Source organism: Staphylococcus sp. FSL K6-0223, from assembly GCF_038008285.1.
Genome location: NZ_JBBOYX010000001.1, coordinates 1,957,384 through 1,977,320 on the forward strand (window position 1 = coordinate 1,957,384; position 19,937 = coordinate 1,977,320).

The 19,937-nt window shown below is 29.2% G+C and carries 20 protein-coding genes; 3 read left to right on the forward strand and 17 right to left on the reverse strand.

The genetic code is table 11. The annotated features are described in order from the left end of the window. Positions 1-4 precede the first annotated feature (4 nt). Positions 5-562: a DUF402 domain-containing protein gene (locus MHI13_RS09740; RefSeq protein WP_017175988.1), complete on the reverse strand. Its 558-nt coding sequence runs from the start codon at positions 560-562 to the stop codon at positions 5-7. Between the two features lie 214 nt (positions 563-776). Here MHI13_RS09740 and MHI13_RS09745 point away from each other — a divergent pair, with 214 nt between their 5' ends. Next, on the forward strand, positions 777-1,880 hold the full coding sequence (locus MHI13_RS09745; protein WP_049382104.1) for a 5-methyltetrahydropteroyltriglutamate--homocysteine S-methyltransferase: 1,104 nt from the start codon (positions 777-779) through the stop codon (positions 1,878-1,880). Positions 1,881-1,973: 93 nt separating this feature from the next. Here the strand turns inward: MHI13_RS09745 and MHI13_RS09750 are convergent, their stop codons facing one another. The 5 genes from MHI13_RS09750 to MHI13_RS09770 all read right to left on the reverse strand — a co-directional run bounded on the left by MHI13_RS09750 (position 1,974) and on the right by MHI13_RS09770 (position 6,944). After that, positions 1,974-2,465: a cupin domain-containing protein gene (locus MHI13_RS09750; protein WP_049335017.1), complete on the reverse strand. Its 492-nt coding sequence runs from the start codon at positions 2,463-2,465 to the stop codon at positions 1,974-1,976. After that, positions 2,465-3,181 carry a YebC/PmpR family DNA-binding transcriptional regulator gene (locus tag MHI13_RS09755; protein WP_049382103.1) on the reverse strand — a complete coding sequence of 239 codons (717 nt, stop codon included), beginning with the start codon at positions 3,179-3,181 and terminating at the stop codon, positions 2,465-2,467. The genes MHI13_RS09750 and MHI13_RS09755 overlap by 1 nt, the downstream gene beginning before the upstream one ends. A gap of 144 nt (positions 3,182-3,325) precedes the next feature. Further along, the gene (locus tag MHI13_RS09760) at positions 3,326-3,685 is read right to left on the reverse strand and encodes a transcriptional regulator, SarA/Rot family (RefSeq protein WP_002449574.1); all 360 of its coding nucleotides are present in this window, start codon (positions 3,683-3,685) and stop codon (positions 3,326-3,328) included. A gap of 149 nt (positions 3,686-3,834) precedes the next feature. Further along, positions 3,835-5,973, reverse strand: coding sequence for a helix-turn-helix transcriptional regulator (locus tag MHI13_RS09765; protein ID WP_070547937.1), 2,139 nt, complete (start codon positions 5,971-5,973; stop codon positions 3,835-3,837). Between the two features lie 302 nt (positions 5,974-6,275). Continuing rightward, the gene (locus tag MHI13_RS09770) at positions 6,276-6,944 is read right to left on the reverse strand and encodes a Bax inhibitor-1/YccA family protein (RefSeq protein WP_017175995.1); all 669 of its coding nucleotides are present in this window, start codon (positions 6,942-6,944) and stop codon (positions 6,276-6,278) included. A 445-nt stretch (positions 6,945-7,389) separates the two neighbouring features. Between MHI13_RS09770 and MHI13_RS09775 the strand changes: the two genes are divergently transcribed. Next, complete coding sequence (locus tag MHI13_RS09775) at positions 7,390-8,172, forward strand: CHAP domain-containing protein (protein ID WP_017175996.1); 783 nt, start codon at positions 7,390-7,392, stop codon at positions 8,170-8,172. A gap of 69 nt (positions 8,173-8,241) precedes the next feature. Here the strand turns inward: MHI13_RS09775 and MHI13_RS09780 are convergent, their stop codons facing one another. From MHI13_RS09780 to MHI13_RS09810, 7 genes are all read right to left on the reverse strand, one after another. Continuing rightward, on the reverse strand, positions 8,242-9,246 hold the full coding sequence (locus MHI13_RS09780; protein WP_017175997.1) for an inorganic phosphate transporter: 1,005 nt from the start codon (positions 9,244-9,246) through the stop codon (positions 8,242-8,244). 14 nt (positions 9,247-9,260) lie between these two features. Further along, positions 9,261-9,878: a DUF47 domain-containing protein gene (locus MHI13_RS09785; protein WP_002449132.1), complete on the reverse strand. Its 618-nt coding sequence runs from the start codon at positions 9,876-9,878 to the stop codon at positions 9,261-9,263. A gap of 261 nt (positions 9,879-10,139) precedes the next feature. Continuing rightward, a complete protein-coding gene (locus MHI13_RS09790; protein WP_017175998.1) occupies positions 10,140-12,029 on the reverse strand; it encodes an FtsX-like permease family protein in 1,890 nt (629 codons plus the stop codon). Further along, the gene (locus MHI13_RS09795; RefSeq protein ID WP_017175999.1) at positions 12,019-12,780 is read right to left on the reverse strand and encodes an ABC transporter ATP-binding protein; all 762 of its coding nucleotides are present in this window, start codon (positions 12,778-12,780) and stop codon (positions 12,019-12,021) included. The genes MHI13_RS09790 and MHI13_RS09795 overlap by 11 nt, the downstream gene beginning before the upstream one ends. 253 nt (positions 12,781-13,033) lie before the next feature. Continuing rightward, a complete protein-coding gene (locus MHI13_RS09800; RefSeq protein WP_070547935.1) occupies positions 13,034-14,074 on the reverse strand; it encodes a sensor histidine kinase in 1,041 nt (346 codons plus the stop codon). Further along, positions 14,067-14,741 (reverse strand): response regulator transcription factor GraR/ApsR, encoded by a 675-nt coding sequence (graR, locus tag MHI13_RS09805; RefSeq protein WP_017176001.1) that lies wholly within the window; start codon positions 14,739-14,741, stop codon positions 14,067-14,069. Before graR ends, MHI13_RS09800 begins: the two co-directional genes overlap by 8 nt. A gap of 14 nt (positions 14,742-14,755) precedes the next feature. Continuing rightward, the gene (locus MHI13_RS09810; RefSeq protein WP_017176002.1) at positions 14,756-15,679 is read right to left on the reverse strand and encodes an NAD(P)H-binding protein; all 924 of its coding nucleotides are present in this window, start codon (positions 15,677-15,679) and stop codon (positions 14,756-14,758) included. Positions 15,680-15,772: 93 nt separating this feature from the next. Here MHI13_RS09810 and MHI13_RS09815 point away from each other — a divergent pair, with 93 nt between their 5' ends. Then, positions 15,773-16,279, forward strand: coding sequence for a GNAT family N-acetyltransferase (locus tag MHI13_RS09815; RefSeq protein ID WP_017176003.1), 507 nt, complete (start codon positions 15,773-15,775; stop codon positions 16,277-16,279). A 134-nt stretch (positions 16,280-16,413) separates the two neighbouring features. Here MHI13_RS09815 and MHI13_RS09820 read toward each other — a convergent pair whose 3' ends face one another. From MHI13_RS09820 to MHI13_RS09835, 4 genes are all read right to left on the reverse strand, one after another. After that, on the reverse strand, positions 16,414-17,481 hold the full coding sequence (locus tag MHI13_RS09820) for a YkvI family membrane protein (protein WP_049379654.1): 1,068 nt from the start codon (positions 17,479-17,481) through the stop codon (positions 16,414-16,416). 273 nt (positions 17,482-17,754) lie between these two features. Continuing rightward, complete coding sequence (locus tag MHI13_RS09825; RefSeq protein WP_070547933.1) at positions 17,755-18,258, reverse strand: hypothetical protein; 504 nt, start codon at positions 18,256-18,258, stop codon at positions 17,755-17,757. Between the two features lie 115 nt (positions 18,259-18,373). Continuing rightward, positions 18,374-18,754 (reverse strand): dihydroxyacetone kinase phosphoryl donor subunit DhaM, encoded by a 381-nt coding sequence (gene dhaM, locus MHI13_RS09830; protein WP_017176006.1) that lies wholly within the window; start codon positions 18,752-18,754, stop codon positions 18,374-18,376. A gap of 221 nt (positions 18,755-18,975) precedes the next feature. Then, a complete protein-coding gene (locus tag MHI13_RS09835) occupies positions 18,976-19,767 on the reverse strand; it encodes an ABC transporter ATP-binding protein (protein WP_017176007.1) in 792 nt (263 codons plus the stop codon). Positions 19,768-19,937 lie beyond the last annotated feature (170 nt).

The following is a 19,937-nucleotide window of genomic DNA, read 5'->3' on the forward strand; positions in this document are numbered from 1 at the left end:
ATAATTACGCTTTCTTATGCTTATTTAATTTACCTATCATCTTTTTATAACAATGCATAATTCGATGATGTATCTCTGCAAAATTGTCCTCAATCTCAATCATCAATTGATGAGCGATAATATAGGCTTCATGGTATTGTTTCTTCGTAATTTGTCCATTTTTCAAAGCTAGTTCTAAATCATGTTCATCTACTAACTCATATTCACCAGTGGATGGTAAAACCAACACATCTAAAAATAAATCTAATGTTCTCGCGTTCCCTTTTTGAGTAATATTTTTAATGTTAATATCAAAATAGTACTCTAATGGATTCCCCTTATCATCAAACATTGCAGTAATACTATAGCGTTTTTTTTCTGGCAAAATTTGTAGCCATTTATAGTTATTATCTACTACAACTACATTTTGATCGACCACCGTCACCTCTAAAGGCTCACGCACCTTTTTCATCGTGACCAAGCCAATAATACCTTTAAACCTATTATTATTTACCTTAACTTCTATGTAATCACGTTCAATTAGGCGACGCCAGTGACGTTTATCTATGTATTTAATTTTCATAAAGCCACCAACTCCTTGTCATTATTATATTAAACTAAGTAAACCATGTCATCTTATGCCATGCTTTATTACTTTTAGCATATAAATTTATTAATTTTTCAATTTCATTTTACTACAACTATTAAATTTTTAGGTAAAATTGACAAAAACACTAAGATTTGATAGTTTTATTCTATATTATCTGAAAATTCTAAATAAAAGGAGCGTTTTATATATGACAGTTAGACCTTTTCGAGCAGATCACGTGGGAAGTTTATTACGTCCTAAACGCCTAAAAGAAGCGAGATTTAAGTTTAATAATAACGAATTATCTTTAGAAGAATTAACACGTATTGAAGATGAAGAAATCGAACGTATTATTGAAAAACAAATTGAGATTGGTTTACATAGCATTACAGATGGAGAATTTCGTAGAAGTTGGTGGCACTTTGATTTTCTGGAGAATATTAATGGCGTAGAAGGATATACTCCTGACCACGGATTAGAATTTGAAGGTGTAGAAACACGTGCACATAATGTGAGAATTGTGGACAAAGTATCATTTAATCCAAATCATCCACACTTTGAACACTTTAAGTTTTTATATAAAAAAGTGGCTGGTCGCGCAACTGCTAAAGTATCAATACCTAGTCCAAATCAATTATTCCACCCTAATATTTTAAATGAAACGATTTACCCTAATATAGAAGATTTTGCAAATGATATTGCAAAAGTTTATCATGAGACGTTACAAGCATTTTATGACTTAGGAGCACGCTATATTCAATTAGATGACGTATACTGGGCTGGTTTAACTGACGGTACTCAAAAAGTGAGAGGTCGTCAACGCTCTGAAGATGAAAAACTAAAAGCACGTGATTTAGCCTATAAAGTGATTAATAAAGCGATCGAAGGACTACCAAATGATTTAATTCTGACTACTCATATTTGTCGTGGTAACTATAAATCAACTTGGGCAATTTCTGGAGGATATGAAGCCATCGCCCCTTACCTATTTAAAGAAAATTTAAATGGTTTCTTTTTAGAGTATGATGATGAACGTTCAGGTGATTTCGAACCGCTTCGTTTCTTTAATGACAATGCTTATGCAGTTCTAGGACTTATCACCTCTAAAACAGGTGAATTGGAAAATAAAGACACAATTAAAAAAAGAATTAAAGAAGCAGAACAATATGTAAATATTGACCATATCTGTATTAGTCCACAATGTGGTTTTGCTTCTACAGAAGAAGGCAACGCTCTAACTGAACAAGAACAATGGAACAAATTAGCTTATGTTGTAGAATTAGCTAATGAACTTTTTGGCACGGCTGAATAGAAAATGGTCAGAAATGTTGTCCTCTATCTCTTTTTAAAAAAGACACTTCATTAATGTAGTTATACTTAACTAGATGAATGAAGTGTCTAATTATTAATACTCAATGTTTTTCAATGCATATTTTTGAATCATTCGGCGATATTGTGGATATGCTTCTGTCAACTCATCTTGTGTGAATAATTCAAAATACTTAAATTCAAATGCAGGTTGACACATACAGCCTACTAAACTATAACCTTCCGAATGAGGTACACTCGAAGCAAAAATGGTTCCTTTGGGAACAACATATTGTAGTACTTCTCCATGGTCTACATTTGGACCTAACAAGACACTACGATATTGGCCATCTTCAGTTAACATATGTATCTCTAGTGATACACCAGCATGATAATACCATACTTCATCAGCATCTATACGATGAAAATGCGAAATATCATCTGCTTTTAATAAGAAAAGTATACTACTAAAAGATGCCCTTTCATCTTTCTTTACACCCTCCGGTCGAATAGTTTCTTTATAATATCCACCTTCTGGATGAGATTCCAAGTCTAACGATTGTATCCAAAACGAAGCCGTGTGTTTCACTATTTTAAGTCCACATTATGGAAAACATTTTGAACATCTTCTAAATCTTCAAGTGCATCAATAAGTTTTTCAAGTGTTGCTTGATCATCTGCTGAAAGTTCAATATCAGTCTGAGGTAACATTTCAAACTCTGCAATTTTAAAGTCTTCTACACCTGATTGACGTAGTACCTCTTGTACTTGTGCAAATTGATCAGGTTCTGCATACACAATCGTCAAGCCATCTTCTTCAATAACGTCTCTTACATCTACATCTTGTTCCATCAATGTTTCTAGGACGTCATCGGCAGATTTTCCTTCGACACCAAACGTTGCAGTATGGTCAAACATATAAGCCACTGAACCAGATACACCCATATTACCACCATTTTTTCCAAATGCTGCTCTAACATCTGATGCTGTACGATTCACATTATTAGTTAAGGCATCTACAATAAGCATGGAACCACTTGGACCAAATCCTTCATACCGTAGATGGTCATAATTTTCATCTCCACCGCCTTTAGCCTTATCGATGGCTCTATCTATAATATGATTTGGAACAGAATAAGTTTTTGCTCTTTCTAGCACAAGTCTTAATGCTTGATTTGATTCAGGATCTGGCTCTCCTGATTTAGCTGCTACATAAATTTCTTTACCAAATTTTGCATATATTCTACTAGTATTTTTATCTTTTTGGGCTTTTTTTTCTTTAATATTATTCCATTTACGTCCCATATTGTCATCTCGCTTTCTTACTCAATACTACTTATTATATAGTATTAATAATTTATTGTCTAAATTGAAAAAAACGTTACTTCCTTATAAAAAATAAAATACTGACAAAGCATCCCCTTGTCAGTACTCTCCCAATTCATTTAGTTAATTATCTAAAAATCTTTCTACATCATTAAATAAAGCATTAAATTGATCAATATTAGATTTGTTCATATAGATAAAAATTTTACGTTCATCTTCTGTTGATCGAACTTTACTTAATTTCTCTTTTTCTATTAATCTGCGTATAGAAACAAGTAATTTTGTTCTACTTAATTCTAGTTCTTCAATTGCAACTTTTAAGAATGTTTGCATTAAAATTTGATCGTCTGCTGTGTATTCATAAGCTAATTTTAATAAAGCTAAATCATTTAAGGTTAGTTTGTATTCTTTCTCTATATATTCAGACAACGCTTTATATTGTTTATAGATTTTCAGCAAGCGATTTAATTCATCGTTACTCAAGCATTTGCACCTCCAATAAAAGCGAACAATTCAACATATATTATCCTTTAATTTTGGAGTTCTGTCTTTTGCATTTGTTTTGAATTTTTTGTTAAATTTACCAACAAACTCAAATATTGTTGTGCAAAACTTTTTTGAGATGAAATTTATTATTTATATATCTCAATTATATAAAGCCCGTTATAATCAAGTTTAATTTGTAATGCCTCTTTATTAAAGTTGTGTTCTCTAATTTTAAAAGAAGGATGTAATAAACGATTTACTTTCTTCAAGAATGTTTTAGACCATTGATAACGATTACGTATGTCTTCAGTAATAATATGATTAATATTGCCGTTATAATCATCAATCTGTTGAATTTTTATAAGATGATTTTTATTTGTCTTATGTTTAAAATCTACATATATATCAGTTTTTTCATAATTAGCATTTCGTGATTCACTTTCTAGAACACGCCAATCATATATAAATAGTATGAATTTATTTTCTTTTTCAATCACTATATAATGATCTTTAATGTATTTTGGTTCCTGACTAAGCGTCATGATATGGGCCATCATTGTTCCTAATATTGTTTTAAAACCTTTTTCATCAAAAAGATGTAAAGCATTAAATTGATGACTATCCTGTCTAAAATTGAAACCAATACCGTCAAAGTGTTGAGCTGATTTAATATTTGTTTCTACAATTAACGGGGCACTACTATTTAAGTCATTATATTCACTATTTAAAAACACATGATTTTCAACGTTTAAAAATATGATTCTTTGATTTTCTAAATCAATGTGATTTAAAATTTCACGTATATTTTGATAATGTAATATATTCTTTACTAATAAACGATTATTACCTTCTATTAAATAGGGTTGATTTAGTTTTGAATTATCAATAAACAGAAATTGGAAATTCACTCTTTTAATTTGCGATTCTAAAGTTTTAAATAAAACTGGATTATTTAGCAATTTGCTAATTTCTAATCCAAAAGAAAACCGATTTGTTTTATGTTGTATTTTTAATATCATACGATAAATGGCTTTTAAATCAATCTTTTCTAAATCAAAAACAATCCCTAATTCGTGATTTACATTTACTTCAACTTGGTTTATTTCAAGATAATCTAATACATTTTCATATGTCATTTCAAGGAAGTCAATTAGATTTAAATCCTCAAGTTTAAAACTTATATTTAGATTTTTTCTAATAATATATTCAAATATTCGCTGAAGTTCTTTAACAGTGAAGTGTTCTTTTATTTCTTTCATATCCGCTCTTACATAAATCATTAATGACGGACTCTCGTCAAGATAATCGATATATTTCTCTAAAAATAACAGTTTTATTTCTTCAATCGTATTGATCTGTACTACACATTGATAAGGTTTAATAAACGTATCTAATTTTGAATCGATATATATTTTATGTTCTGTTTTCTTTTGATAATAATATTGTTGTGACTGAATCATATCTCTTATATTTTGTAAACTATCATCAATATGAGTTTCATAATCCATAAAAATCATTTTTTCATATTTATTACACGATCTATATTCATTTGGTGTCATTCCCATATAACTTTTGAACGTTTTAGAATAACTTGATGCATTACTAAACCCTACTTTTTCACTAATTAAACTAATCGTATCGTTTGTTTTCAATAATAATTCAAATGAATTTGCAATCTTCAAAGTGTCTACATAAGTTTTAAAACTAATATTTAACAACTGTGTAAATTGTGATGATAAATTAGATTTAGATGTAAATAGATTAGATGAAACGTCTTTTAATGTTAATTTCTTTTCAATATTTTCGTTAATATAGTCTAATACTTCACTTAACTCCCCATAATAAGCATAATTATATTGATCATTAGCAATATCTATTTCAACACTACCTTGTCTTCCAATAATTTGAACAATGTCAACTATGTATTTGTTATCTTCTGAAACAGATTTATGATTAATATGATTCATTGTTATCTGTAATAATGCTTTTTTTATTGCATTAATAGATTTAACTAAATTAATTGAATATTTATAATCAAAGAAATTAAATCCTTCTTCTTTAAACCAGTCACTTGCAATATAAATCATTATTGTTTTCTCATTCTTATTAATTGAAAAAATATCTTTATTGTTTATAACGTAGATATCGTTATTAATCGTCACTTTTTTGGCAAAATGTTGAATTTCTAATGAACCTTTTATTGGGAACAGCAATATGATACCATCTTGACAACGTGTCATTTGATATTCATGCTTAGTAAGTACGTGAAAATACCCATTAGACATATACTAACCTCTTTCTAATCTTGGTAGTCCTTCTTTTAATGTGTTCATATAAAAATGCTAATTTATAAGTGTTTAAATGTAAATCTATCACAACATTAATACTAAATCAAAAATACGTATAAAATTAAATTAAGTTTAATTTTATATTAAATACATTTCATAATTATTTAAAAAAGATGCTCTATAATTGCCTTCTTACTTTAATAAAATAAACAGCTTTAGACTACTCTTTATTTAAAATGTTTTGAAAACAATGTGAGAACATCTTTTCTAAATATTCAACTTATTATAAATATGAATGTCTAGTTTTTAAAGCGATTTGCTAAATTCAATATATCTTTGATGATATTTAATAAATTAAGAAATAAATTAAAACCCATTTCTCTTGGCGTAAATCTACCATGTTTCATACGATTAAAATCAAATAATGTATATAGTAAAAACAAGACTAAACTAACCATTGTAATAACGATATGGAATATTGAATTACGAATAAATAAGCCAACTAGACTAGCAATAATAAGCGCAATTAATGTTACAAATAAATATTTACCTAAGCTAGAAGCATCATTAATGACAAAATACCCCAATATTCCAAATACAATGAACGCTATAATGGCTAACAATATATTTTTATAAAAAACGTCTGCGCCTAAATTTTGCATATACATTGAAAATGTTGCATACGATAATAAGCCAATAATAATAGCATAGATATGCGAAATAATAAGACCATATTTACGTGCTCTTTTAATAAATAACGTCGCTAATACAATAACAAATAATGTGATTGATAAAGGACGTCGCCATTCTACAGGCAAATATTGACCTAAATAACAGCCAATCCCAAAAATAAGCCAATAATATGTAAAAAATAGCCAAACTTTACGATATGCATGGTTTTGTTGAGTATTATCTTTTGAACGTGCGTTTTGATGTTGATGATTTACTAAATTTGAAGAACTCGGCATCTTATACTCCTCTTTTAAATAGTATCTTACATTAATTGTACAATATTTGTTGAGAATAAAAAAATAGTATAATTTATTTACTTTTAAGTAGGTATCTTATCAAGAAAATACAAAAATTATTACAAGTTTAAATCATTAAAAACAATTCAACTTACCTCTTACACGATACGTCCTTGCTTCAATTTTACTGTAAGAAATATTACAAATTTCTTTTTAAAGCAATTTAATTTTATCTAAATAAAACTGTTAAAAACTACTGTATCAAGGGTTTTTATCTATTTACAAAAAATCTTATTACTTTTAATCATATTACAAGATAATAACAATCCACATATTCTTATATTTTTTTGATAGTATATGCATGTGATATAAAAAGGTAAATTATACAAATTTAACAATATTAAATTCTAAAAATAAATTTTAAAATTCAAGGAGGGTACGTAGTTTGAAAAAGTTAGCTTTTACGTTATCTATTGCGTCAGGAGCTGTAGCATTTTTCTCTCATCATGCTGAAGCATCAACACAACATACTGTTCAACCTGGAGATTCTTTATGGAGTATTGCAAACAAATACAATACCACTATTGATGAGCTTAAACGAAATAATCAATTAAATGGTAATTTAATTTTTCCAGGACAAGTACTAACTATTAATGGATCGTCAACTACAACATCTACTACATCAAGTAGTTTATCAAGTAAGTCTTCTACTACTTATACTGTTCAATCTGGTGATTCACTTTCTCGTATCGCTAATAAATATGGAACTTCAGTTACTAACTTAATGAATGCAAATAATTTGAAAAATTATTTAATTTACCCTGGTCAAGTATTAAAAATTCCAAGTAGTTCGAGTACTACAAACTCATCATCTACTAATGCTTCACCAACCTTTAACCATCAAAATTTATACACTGCTGGGCAATGTACATGGTATGTGTTTAATCGTCGCGCCCAAGCTGGATTACCCATTAGTACATATTGGTCTGATGCTAAGTATTGGACTTATAATGCTGCCTCAGATGGTTATATTGTTAATCATACTCCTACTGTTGGAGCAATTATGCAATCGACTGCTGGGTATTATGGCCATGTAGCATACGTGGAGCGTGTGAATCCAGATGGTAGTATTCTAATTTCAGAAATGAATTATACATATGGCCCTTATAACACAGATACTCGTGTGATTCCTGCTTCATTAGTTTCTAACTATAACTATATTCATTAATATGATTCAAACCACAAAATAAGCTTGAGACATAAACATGTCTCAAGCTTATTTTGTGGTTATTTTACCTTAAAGAAAAATATTTAAAATCCAAAATATAATTGCTGCTAAAATAGCAGAAATTGGCAATGTAATAATCCATGTAATAATCATACGTTGAGCTGTATTCCACTTTACACCTTTTGCACGATTTGATGCACCTACACCTAAAATAGATGACGATACAACATGTGTTGTAGATAATGGAAAGTGTAATGATGAAGCAACGAAAATCGTTAATGCTGAAGATAAATCAGCAGCTGCCCCATTAGCAGGTCGTATTTTCATTATATTTCCGCCTACTGTTTTAATAATTTTCCAACCACCAATTGCAGTTCCTAGACCCATTGCTGTGGCACAAGCAATTTTAACCCATAATACTGGTTCCACATTCGATGGATCTTGTAAATTCGCTACAATCAAAGCAAGAGTAATAATACCCATTGATTTTTGAGCATCATTTGTACCATGTGAAAACGATTGAAGCGCTGCAGTAAACATTTGGAAAAAGCGGAAATTACGATTTGCTCTCGTAAGATTCGCATTTTTAAAAATAATTTTAACAATTGTATACATGATAAAACCAACACAAAATGCGATAATTGGTGAAATAATTAATACAATGATAATCTTAGTAAAACCTTGGTAATGTAATACTGTAAACCCCTGTGCAGCTATTGCAGCTCCAGCAATAGCGCCGATTAAGGCATGAGATGAAGAACTTGGTATACCATATAACCAAGTAACCAAATTCCAAACAATAGCAGCGATAATAGCCGCTAATACTACTACTAGACCATTTTGTAATTTAAATGGATCTACGATATCTTTAGTAATTGTTCCAGCTACCCCTGTAAAAGTAAGTGCACCTATAAAGTTCATAATTGCCGCTAGAAGAATAGCTGTTCTTGGTGTCAATGCACGTGTAGAAACCGCAGTAGCAATTGCATTTGCTGTATCATGAAAGCCATTGATAAAGTCAAAGACTAAAGAAAATGCAACGATAGCTATAGTGATGACTAATACATATTCCATAATTTAAAACTCCCTTAGCTATTTTTCATGATAATTGTTTCAAAGTTGTTAGCAACAGCTTGACATTTATCAGCGATATTTTCTAAGCTTTCGTAAATATCTTTAATTTTAATTAAAGTGATTGGATCGGTTTCACTATTAAAGATATGTTTAATTGATTGTCTTAATATACCATCACAATTTGTTTCAAATTCTTTAATATTAATTGAATGAATTCTCATGTGAGATAATTTTTTATCAACAAGTAAACCAACTGCTAATTTCATTTCAGCGACAGCTTTTTGAATATTGTCAACAAATTCAGCCATATATTCATCAGTATATTCAATTGAATACATTTCAAACATTCCAGATGTTTCTTCCATTGCATCAAGTACATCATCGATTGCATTACACAATGATAGAATGTCTTCTCGTTCAATAGGAGTGATAAATGTTTGATTTAAGTCGCTAATGACTTTGTGCATAAGTTCGTCACCATGTGACTCGTACGTTTTAATGTTATCAGAATAAGCTTTTAAATCTAAATGGGTATTAAAATCCATTTTTCCGAATTCTACAGCTGCACGGTCCAAATTAAATACCATTTCTTCTAATTGAACCATAAACTTATCCTTTTTCTTAGTGAACATTATAATGCCTCCATTTTAGCGATTGCTATCAATCACACGTTTATTATTTAATTTAAGACAATTTAAAAATGAGCTACATTTACAATAGCTTATTTTAAAACATTATTTAGAAAGCTTTTGTAAAATTTATGTAAATATAATGTTATACCAGTTACGATACACTTCTACTTAACGCCTAAGTTGTCTCTAATTGAAAATATCATAAATTTTTCATCTCTACAATAAATTTACAAATTCTTTACAAACTCGAAATATTCTCTCTTAAATTGAGTGATTGATCGTTCGCTTAGAATGATTATAAGCAATAAATGCAAACATACTATATACGATTGTATAAATAATCATAACGATAAAAATGGACGTTTGATTTGTGAATCCTATAAATTTCATAAATACAAGTGCTGCAAAATATGCATGAAGTAAAGCAATAGCTAAAGGTAGTCCAAAGTTAAACGCCACTTTCAATTTTAGACCTCTATCCATATCTTTTTGAGTAAAACCTAATTTACGTAATATTGAATAATTTTCTAATTCATCTTCAGTTTCATCAATTTGTTTAATATAGATAATACATCCAGTTGCTATAAGAAATGCAATACCTAAAAAAGAACTTATAAATAATAAAATTCCTGTTAAACTTGAAATTTCGCTTGCTATCTGACTTCTAGTTTTTAAATTCTGATTCATGTGATTGATAGTCTTTTCTAATCTAGGTATATCTTTTGTATGTTTTAAATCAAAACCATGTTGAGAAATGATGTCCTTATTTTTAACATGTTGTTTTATAAATTGATAATCCTCGTTATTAAGCACGAGTGTCGGTCCACCTAAATCTATACTCTCTTTAAAATAAACTTTATGAATCACTTTTCGCAGTTGAACTTTAGTATGATGTCGTTTCGTACCAATCAGTGTTGTCCCGTGTGGTCGATGTTTAGTTAATTCAGGAATAACATCTTCTGGGATAATTAAATCTGCTTGTCCTTTTTTCAAAGAAACATTTGAAAAGTAATCTTCACTTGTTACAGTCACCGAATAAGGTCTAGCTGCATTTACATCAAATAGATAATCTTTATATAAATGCGTGTACACTACTTGCTTATAATTATAGTTATATGCAATATGCTGTTGCTCTAATTGATATTTTAACTTTTCAGACAAGATGTCGTTGTTCGTTGTTACTTCATAAGGTGATTCTAATGAAATTTCTTTACTTAAAGATCCTCGACTAATTGCTGCAAAACATAGGACCGATACGGTAATAGCAGAAATAATAGAAATGATTGTTAAAGAGAAAGCATTCTTTCTAATCCTAAACATTAATGAAGAAGTGAAAATAACATCATTTACAGTTACATTTCCACTTTTAAATGATTTAATTATTTTTAATATAAGAGACACTGAACTTCTGAAAAAGAAATAAGCTCCGATCACAGTTAAAAATAAAATAATAAAAGGTAATACGATATCATCTAATAATTCAACAAATCGTGTGGATAAATAATATCCTGCCAAAATGAAAACAATACCTAAAATTCCTAGAATAATTTCTCCAAATGTAATATGTTTACCTGTTTCATCTATATATTCTTCAGACTCCATTAATTGCGTAACAGAATATTTATTTAAGAAAATGATAGCTTGAAGAATAATTAAAATATATGCAATGATTAAAATAAATAAGGTTTGAATTATAGCGTCTACACTAAAAACAAGCGAAACCGAGGTATGTATACCTAATAATTTCAATATAATCATAAGTAAAATTTTAGACCCAACAATCCCTATTATCACACCTAAAACTGCAGTGATTAAGAAAATAAACAATTGTTCTAACATAAACATATAAATAATACTTACTTTATTTAACCCCATAATCTGTAATAGTCCCAATTCGTAACTTCGTCTTTTAATAAAAAGAATATTGGTATACATAATAAAGACAACGATGATTATAAATAGAAAATAACTTCCTATTTTAGAACCCTCTCTAATCATAGATAAAGACTCATGTATATGGAGATGATGAACATATTTAATCGTAATAAAACTAAAATATAAAACGGTACTAATGACTAATGAAAACATATAAATAGCATAGTGCTTGATATTTCTTAGGAAATTTCTCCAAATAATATAGCTAAAACTCATAAATCTTGCCACCTAATATACTTTGGGCTCTTAATATTTCTTCATAAAATAATTGTTTATTATCTTGTCCTTGATAAATTTCAGTAAATATTAAGCCATCTTTCAACATTACAACACGATTAGAAAAACTTGCTGCAAGTGGATCGTGTGTAACCATAATAATAGTTACATCATAGATTTTATTTATTTTTTCAAAACGTGTGAGTAAATCCCTAGTGTTCTTAGAGTCTAAAGCGCCTGTTGGTTCATCCGCAAAAATGATTTTAGGATATGTAATAAATGCACGCGCTGCAGATGTTCGTTGACGTTGTCCCCCTGAAATTTCAGACGGATATTTGTCACTAATATCATATATATTAAGCGCTTCAGTAATTTGTCTATAACGTTTATTCATTTCTTCCTTATTTAATTTAAGTACTGATAAAGGCAACATAATATTTTCTTTTACAGTAAGTGTGTGTAATAAATTATATTCTTGAAAAATAAATCCAATATCTTTTTTTCTAATTTCTGATAGTTCCTTATTTGATAACTTTTCCAATTGTTTTCCATTTAGTATTACAGATCCTTGTGATAAATAATCAATTGAACTTAAAACATTAAGTAATGTTGTTTTACCAGATCCAGAAGGTCCCATAATTGAAACAAACTCTCCAGTTTCAATATTTAAATCAATGCCTCTTAACACTTCTTGTATCGTTTGTTTTGTCCCATATGTTTTAACAATTTGCTTTGCTTGTAATATTGTCAATTTAGAATGTCCCTCACTATCATATATTTTAACGATTGAATGATATAGATGAACCTGAGACGTCACTATAAAGTCCCAGGTTTCACTCAATGTTCTACTCACTTATTACACTAAAATGATATTTCCATAAGCTTAATTTATGTATTTACTTTAAATATTATATAAGTTTTAGTCCAAACTTTTTATAGTAAAGTCCAATATCTCCTTGCGATAAAGCGAACAATTGCACTTATATACTATTTTAACAACGTCTTTATGATAGACTTAATTTCTCTTGTGACATTCTTTCTATGACTTCGTTTTGCATAGGGAACGTTAAAATAAATGTTGTTCCTTCACCCACCGTCGACTCGACCTCTACTTCAATACCTAATGGATGTCTTACACTTTCTACTAAGTATAAACCAATTCCAGAAGAAGTTGTTTCATTACGATTTGCGGTAGAAGTATAGCCTCTTTCAAAAATACGTGGTAAATCTTTAGCACTAATCCCACGCCCATAATCAGTAATTTCTAAAGCGATATGGTCTTTTTTAGCAAACGACCGAATCACAATATCTTTTCCTTGAGAATATTTCAAAGAATTAGATAAAATCTGTCTAATCATCATGCGACACCATTTTACATCTGTAAATACTTCTGGATTCGTGTCAAATTCTAATTCATAGCCAATACCTTTAACTTGACTGATATGCCGCGTAAGTTGAATTTCTTCGATCACTAAACGTTTTAATGGTACTTTTTCGAAATACATATCTCTATTTTTAGATTCAAGACGTGTTAAATAAAGTTGCTTATCTAATAATTCATTCACTCTTGACCATTCATAAAGTAAGGCTTTCTTACGTTCCATATCTTCAACTTGATCAATTAATAATTTCATTGCTGTAACAGGTGTTTTAATATCGTGAACAAATTCAGTTAACGATTGTTCAGACGCTTGTATATGAATTTGTTGTTCAGTAGCTCTTTCTTTTTGAAACAATAATTTACGATATAAATAGTCCACCATTTCCTGTTGAAATGGATTCTCAGCTAATTCTTTATGTTTAATTTCTTCGATTTCCTTATTATTATAAAAATGTTGATATAATTTTACTTCTCTTAAAAAAGTAAAAATAAGAAATATACAAGTTAAACCTATATTTAATAAGACAATGTACGCTACACTTTCAATTGCCATATCATAGTCTATATATGCCATCTCTAAAAACACAAACTGCAAAAATATAATCCAAAATATCCAATTACTTCGTGTTTTAAGAAATAGCCAAAACCATTTCACATTACTCATGTGCCATATATCCTTTACCTACTTTTGTTTCAATTTCTGTTTCCATATCGATCTCAGATAATTTTTTTCGTAATCGATTTACATTGACTGTTAATGTGTTATCACTCACAAACGCTTCATCATCCCATAACGCTGTAATTAATGTATCTCTAGTCACAATTTGATTTTGTTTTTGAATTAACATTTCTAAAATAATCATTTCAGTTTTAGATAAATAAATGATTTTATCGCCTTTTTGAATACTATCTTTTGAAAGATCTACTAGTGCATCTTGCCAATTTAATGTACGTCTTTCTTCTGCGCCAAATTGATATACGCGTCGATAAATTGCTTGTAACTTCGCAATTAGTACGTTGGTATGAAAAGGCTTTTGCATATAATCATCTGCACCTAATTCCATACTCATCACTTGATCCATAGGATTATCACGTGACGATAAAAATAAAATAGGCACATTAGATACTTGTCTAATTTGACGACACCAATAGAATCCGTCATATTTAGGTAATTGCACATCCATTATAACGATTTCTGGTTGAACATTATGATATGTTTCCATTACGTTACTAAAATCATTGACACCATAAACAAAAAAATCCCAATTTTCTAATTCTTTCTTTAGTTGTTGAAAAAGCGTCTGATCATCTTCTACTAATAATATTTGCATGTGTTTTCATCCTATCACTTTGTATATTTCATTTTTTCTCCTGATTGCACACGTCCATTGAAATGCCTAATACGACAATCAATTTCAAACCCTCTCATAATTAAACCTTGTACGGGAGCTTGAAAAAAATAATAGAGTGGCCATAACAATTTAGGAATATAATCATATAGTTGAACAATTACTAAACGCGTTCCTTTAATTTGACGAAATTCCAATTTTCCTTGTTTTTTAGAACGTTTTTTTATAATTGAACCGCCTACTAAATTAAATGTAATTAAACTATTATCATTTACTTCTTTCTTCATTACTAATAGAGGCTTAAACTCATTACGAGTATATATTATATATCGATTTTCTATATATTTCGTGTGTAAAAATGTACCACGTGTATCATTCAGCCATTTAAAAAAATAAGCGACTAATTGTTCTAAAGACCATTTCCTAGGTAATATCATTCTTAATGCTGTCCGTATATCATTATATTTAGACACTTGTAACTCAACATTAATATGAGAGCGTTTGATATAGGTCTCAGTCGTTTCTACAGGAACACCATAGTTTTTTAAACATTGTATTGTCTCATTATCAAAGCGACTACCGCTTACGTACAAAATTTTATTTATTTTTTGTTGTGCTGCTGCTCTTGCAAAATTATCGGCTGCAATGAGATTTAAATCACGTGCAGTTGCTTGAGTAAGCTTGGCAGAATTTTTATTAGGATCTAAATAAAATACTGCAATATTCATACCTGACATTGCTGATTTAACATCTTCATAATTATAAATATCTTTTTTTAGCCATTTTATATTATGATTAAACTCTTTTTTTGTATTTGGATATTTAGATAAAGCAAACAAATTTGCATCATTTTCTATCGCACTGCTAATATTCTTACCTATATAACCACTACCACCCGCTAATAATACATTAGGTTTCATTATTCTGTTACTCCTTTTTAAAATTCTAAATATGTATATTTTTTAAATAATTGGTATAATATATGTTATATTACTATCTCAGGAGGAAGCCGAATGGCTCATATTATTCGTGAAATTAGTATAAAAGATACTGAAGCTTTGACAACATTATTAACTAAAATATATGATGAATCTGATTATACACTTTATAATCCTGGAGAATTTAACCCTAGTGTTTCTTCTATTAGTAATCTTCTAGAGCGTGTTATCACTTCTCCGAGAAATACCATATATGTAGCTGAAGAAGATGATCAACTCGTTGGATGTATATTCGTCACTACTGAAAAATACGAACGTACACAACACGAAGCAATCATTACACTTGGTGTTACTAAATTTTATCAAAAAAAAGGTATTGGACTTGCTTTAATTAATGCTGTTGAAGCTTGGGCTCTTAACCATAATATTAAACGTCTTCAAGCTTCAGTCGTTCCTGAAAATACACACGCACTCATGCTACTTAAAGGCGCTGGATTTAATATTGAAGGCGAACTTAAAAATAAATTACTGATCAACAATCAATATTTTAATAAATATATTATGGCTAAATTACTACTTTAATTACAATATGTATTATACGCTACGTTCAAAATGCAAAAAAGCAATTCGTGTTAATTACACGAATTGCTTTAGACTGTCTATGAGTTATTTAACTTTGTAGGCAGTTTTTTTATGGATTATTTATTTTATCAATTTTAAGCAATGTGGTCTTTGTTATCACTTTTACGTAAATAATATTTAATAAGCACTGCTACCACAATAAATAATCCAACTACGCCCATAATGTTATATAAGAAGTTGATTAAATCTGCAAAACCAACAAAACTTAAAATAAAGGCTGCAATCATCATAATAACAATAAATATATGATATTTTTTACTGTATGGCTCAGTGAAACGTGCAGCAAACGAATAAGTCAATCCTAAAATAGTATTATACATTACTGCTAACATAATCACTGTTAAAACTAATCCAAGCCATGGATGAATTTCGTTCGCCAATTTTAAAGTTGGAATTTGTTCATTTTTAATTTGTGGATATTCTGATTGTAGTGCAAAGTTAATCAGTGCAAGTAAAACAGTATACACTACACCACCAAATAAAGCACCGGCACCAGATACTTGACGTTTAGATGCATCTCCACCAATCGCCACAACCGTACTAAATCCTACAGCAAAAGCTAATCCACCGTACATTAACCCTCTAATAATACCTAAGAATAAACTTGGATGATCTACTGTACTATTAACTTTACTGATAGGGATACTTCCAGCGAATAGATAATATATAGCAATAAGAACTACCATGACAATCAAGAATGGTGTAACGAAACCTAACGCTCTTACGATCTTATTAAAGTCTAATAATAGTGTTAAATAAATAACGACCGTCATAATTAACGCGCCAAGCCATGTAGGTATACCAAAGCTCTCTTCGAACGTTGCGCCTGAACCTGCAATCATTGTTACAGCAATCCCAAATAAGAAAAAGACTAGAATATAATCAAAAATTTTACTGAATTTTTCACCAAATAAATATTGTAATGTTGATTCATGGTTTGTTGCTTCAAAAGCCGTTCCAATTTTAGCGACTTGTCGCCCTATAAATCCTAAAATTAATCCTGATATTAACACGCCAATATATGACCATAAACCATAAGGCGTGAAGAATTGCATTACTTCTTGCCCTGTAGAGAATCCTGCGCCTACTACAATCCCCACATAAGCAAAACCTATTTTTATAGATTCTTTATTCAACCCCATGTATTAATTAACCTCCTTATTTTTGACACATTCAAAATTATAACGTACTAATAATATTATGCAACAGTGCATAAACGTTGCGAGACAACGCTTATCGCTTCTAAATACTAGTGTTAATACCCTTACAAACAATTTAAAAAATTTAATATTTTTAATAGTTTGCCACAAAAAATTATATTTGAGTTACTAAGTAAAACATTATTAAAAAAGAGTTAGATAAAATGAATAACTATGGTTATTCATTATCTAACTCTCTTATTTCACTATATTATTTTATTTTGAACTTCCAAATTTCTTTAATTCATCAAAATTTACTATAACATTATCCATACGTTTAGCTGAATCTTTTAACACATTTCTTGCTACATGATTATTAGGATCTAATTTTAAAATTTGTTTAGCTACTTTAAACGCTTCAGAATCTGAAATAATTGGATTAGGTATAGCATATAATAATAGCATTTGAAGCAAACTTTTTATTTCTTTACCATTTGTTAACTGAATAGAAGCATCTGCATGATAATATGCCGCTTCTAAAGCACCTTCCACTTCACTCAAAGGATAGACTAATAATAAAAATGCTAAATCATGTAATTCTGCTGTTTCATTAGCCTTCATCATATCTAATATACAAGTATAAAACATAATGTTTTCTTGTTCATGAGCACAGGATATATATACTTCTTCGAATTCCATAAAATCAATATTGGACATTATATTTTTAATTTCTTCAAATTTACCGTTCAGAACGTAAAATTTAATATCTTCTTGTAGCATAATGTCCACCTACTTTCATCATCAATATCATGCTATTTATTTTACCATATTCATTTTGGATAATCATTTTATAACCTTTTTTTTATATAAAAAAAACATCAAAATTTATCATTACTTATTTAAATGCTGTAGACTTAAATGAAGAACGATTCACTTCTTGAATCGCTTCATTAGCAGTTTTACCAACACTTAAAGACATTGCTGCTGTAAAACTTCCTTCTACAATGGGTGCATTTACTTTGTAAATATGATACTTACCTTTATACATATCAATTGCTAAATCGATATTCATTTCTGATGATCCTAAATCATAAAAACATAATGCATCATCATCTAACTGATTAATCAATTGTTCAATATCATCATATGAAGTTCCAATTTCACCATTTACTCCACCATAAGCAATCACATTTATGTCATTTGTCATTTTATTTAATAAATTTTTAGTTCCCTTAGCTATTTCTTCACTATGACTAATAATAACTATAGTTGTCATCATTTCAACTCCAGTCAATCAATTAAATAACGAATTTGATTTTTTATTAAAGTGAACCTTAATCAACGTGTGTTTTCATTATAAAATAACTTATCTGAAAGCGCGAATATTTGTGTATTAGACAAAATATTAGTCATTGACTGCCTATACATTAAAAATGACTGAGATAGGTATCCAACATCATAATAATTGTAGCTATATTGCTGAAGTTATAATCAATCTTATCTTTTTTCAAGTAAATTGTAAGTGACTAAAAGTGGTTTCCCTGTTCTAGGATCTTTTCCTAATACTGCATCTATATTAAACACACTTTCTAATATCTCTTTAGATAATACTTGGTCAGTAGGTCCATTATCTATAATGTGTCCTTCTTTCATGATTAACAAATAATCCGAAAATCGAATTGCCTGATTGATATCATGTAAGACCATAACGATCGTACACCCTAATTCTTTATTCAAATGTTGCACCAATTCTAAAATTTCTAACTGATGAGAAATATCTAAGTACGTTGTAGGTTCATCAAGAAAAATAATATCTGTTTTTTGTGCTAAAGCCATTGCTATCCATACACGTTGTCTTTGTCCCCCACTTAAATCATTAATCGATTGATGACGAAATTCTGTAATGCCTGTTACGTTTAATGACCATTCAATTTCATCTTTATCTTTTTTAGATAATCGTCCAAATCCTTTTTGATGAGGAAAACGTCCATATGAAACGAGTTCTTCAACTGTTATACTGTCAGTCACTGTTGGAGTTTGAGGTAAAATTGCAATTTTTTTAGCTACTTCTTTTGTAGATTGATGTTGAATGTTTTGATTATCAAGTAATACTTCTCCTTTTTTCACTTCAATCAGTCTTGAGAGTGCTTTCAATAATGTAGATTTCCCACAACCATTCGGTCCAATAATTGATGTGACTTTACCATCACGTATTTGAACATCTAATTCTTTTATAATTGTCGTATTTCTATATCCTATATCTACTTGAGATGCATTTAAACGATTCATATATAGGCCCTACCTTTGTACAAAAAATATTTACGACATCTATTGATAATCGTTCTCAATTAATTATTGCTATTATACCATTTATACACATTTTTGACTATTCTTTTTACTATGAGACGATTATAAAAAATAACCCTAAAAATCTGAGATATACATAAAACGCCTCAAAT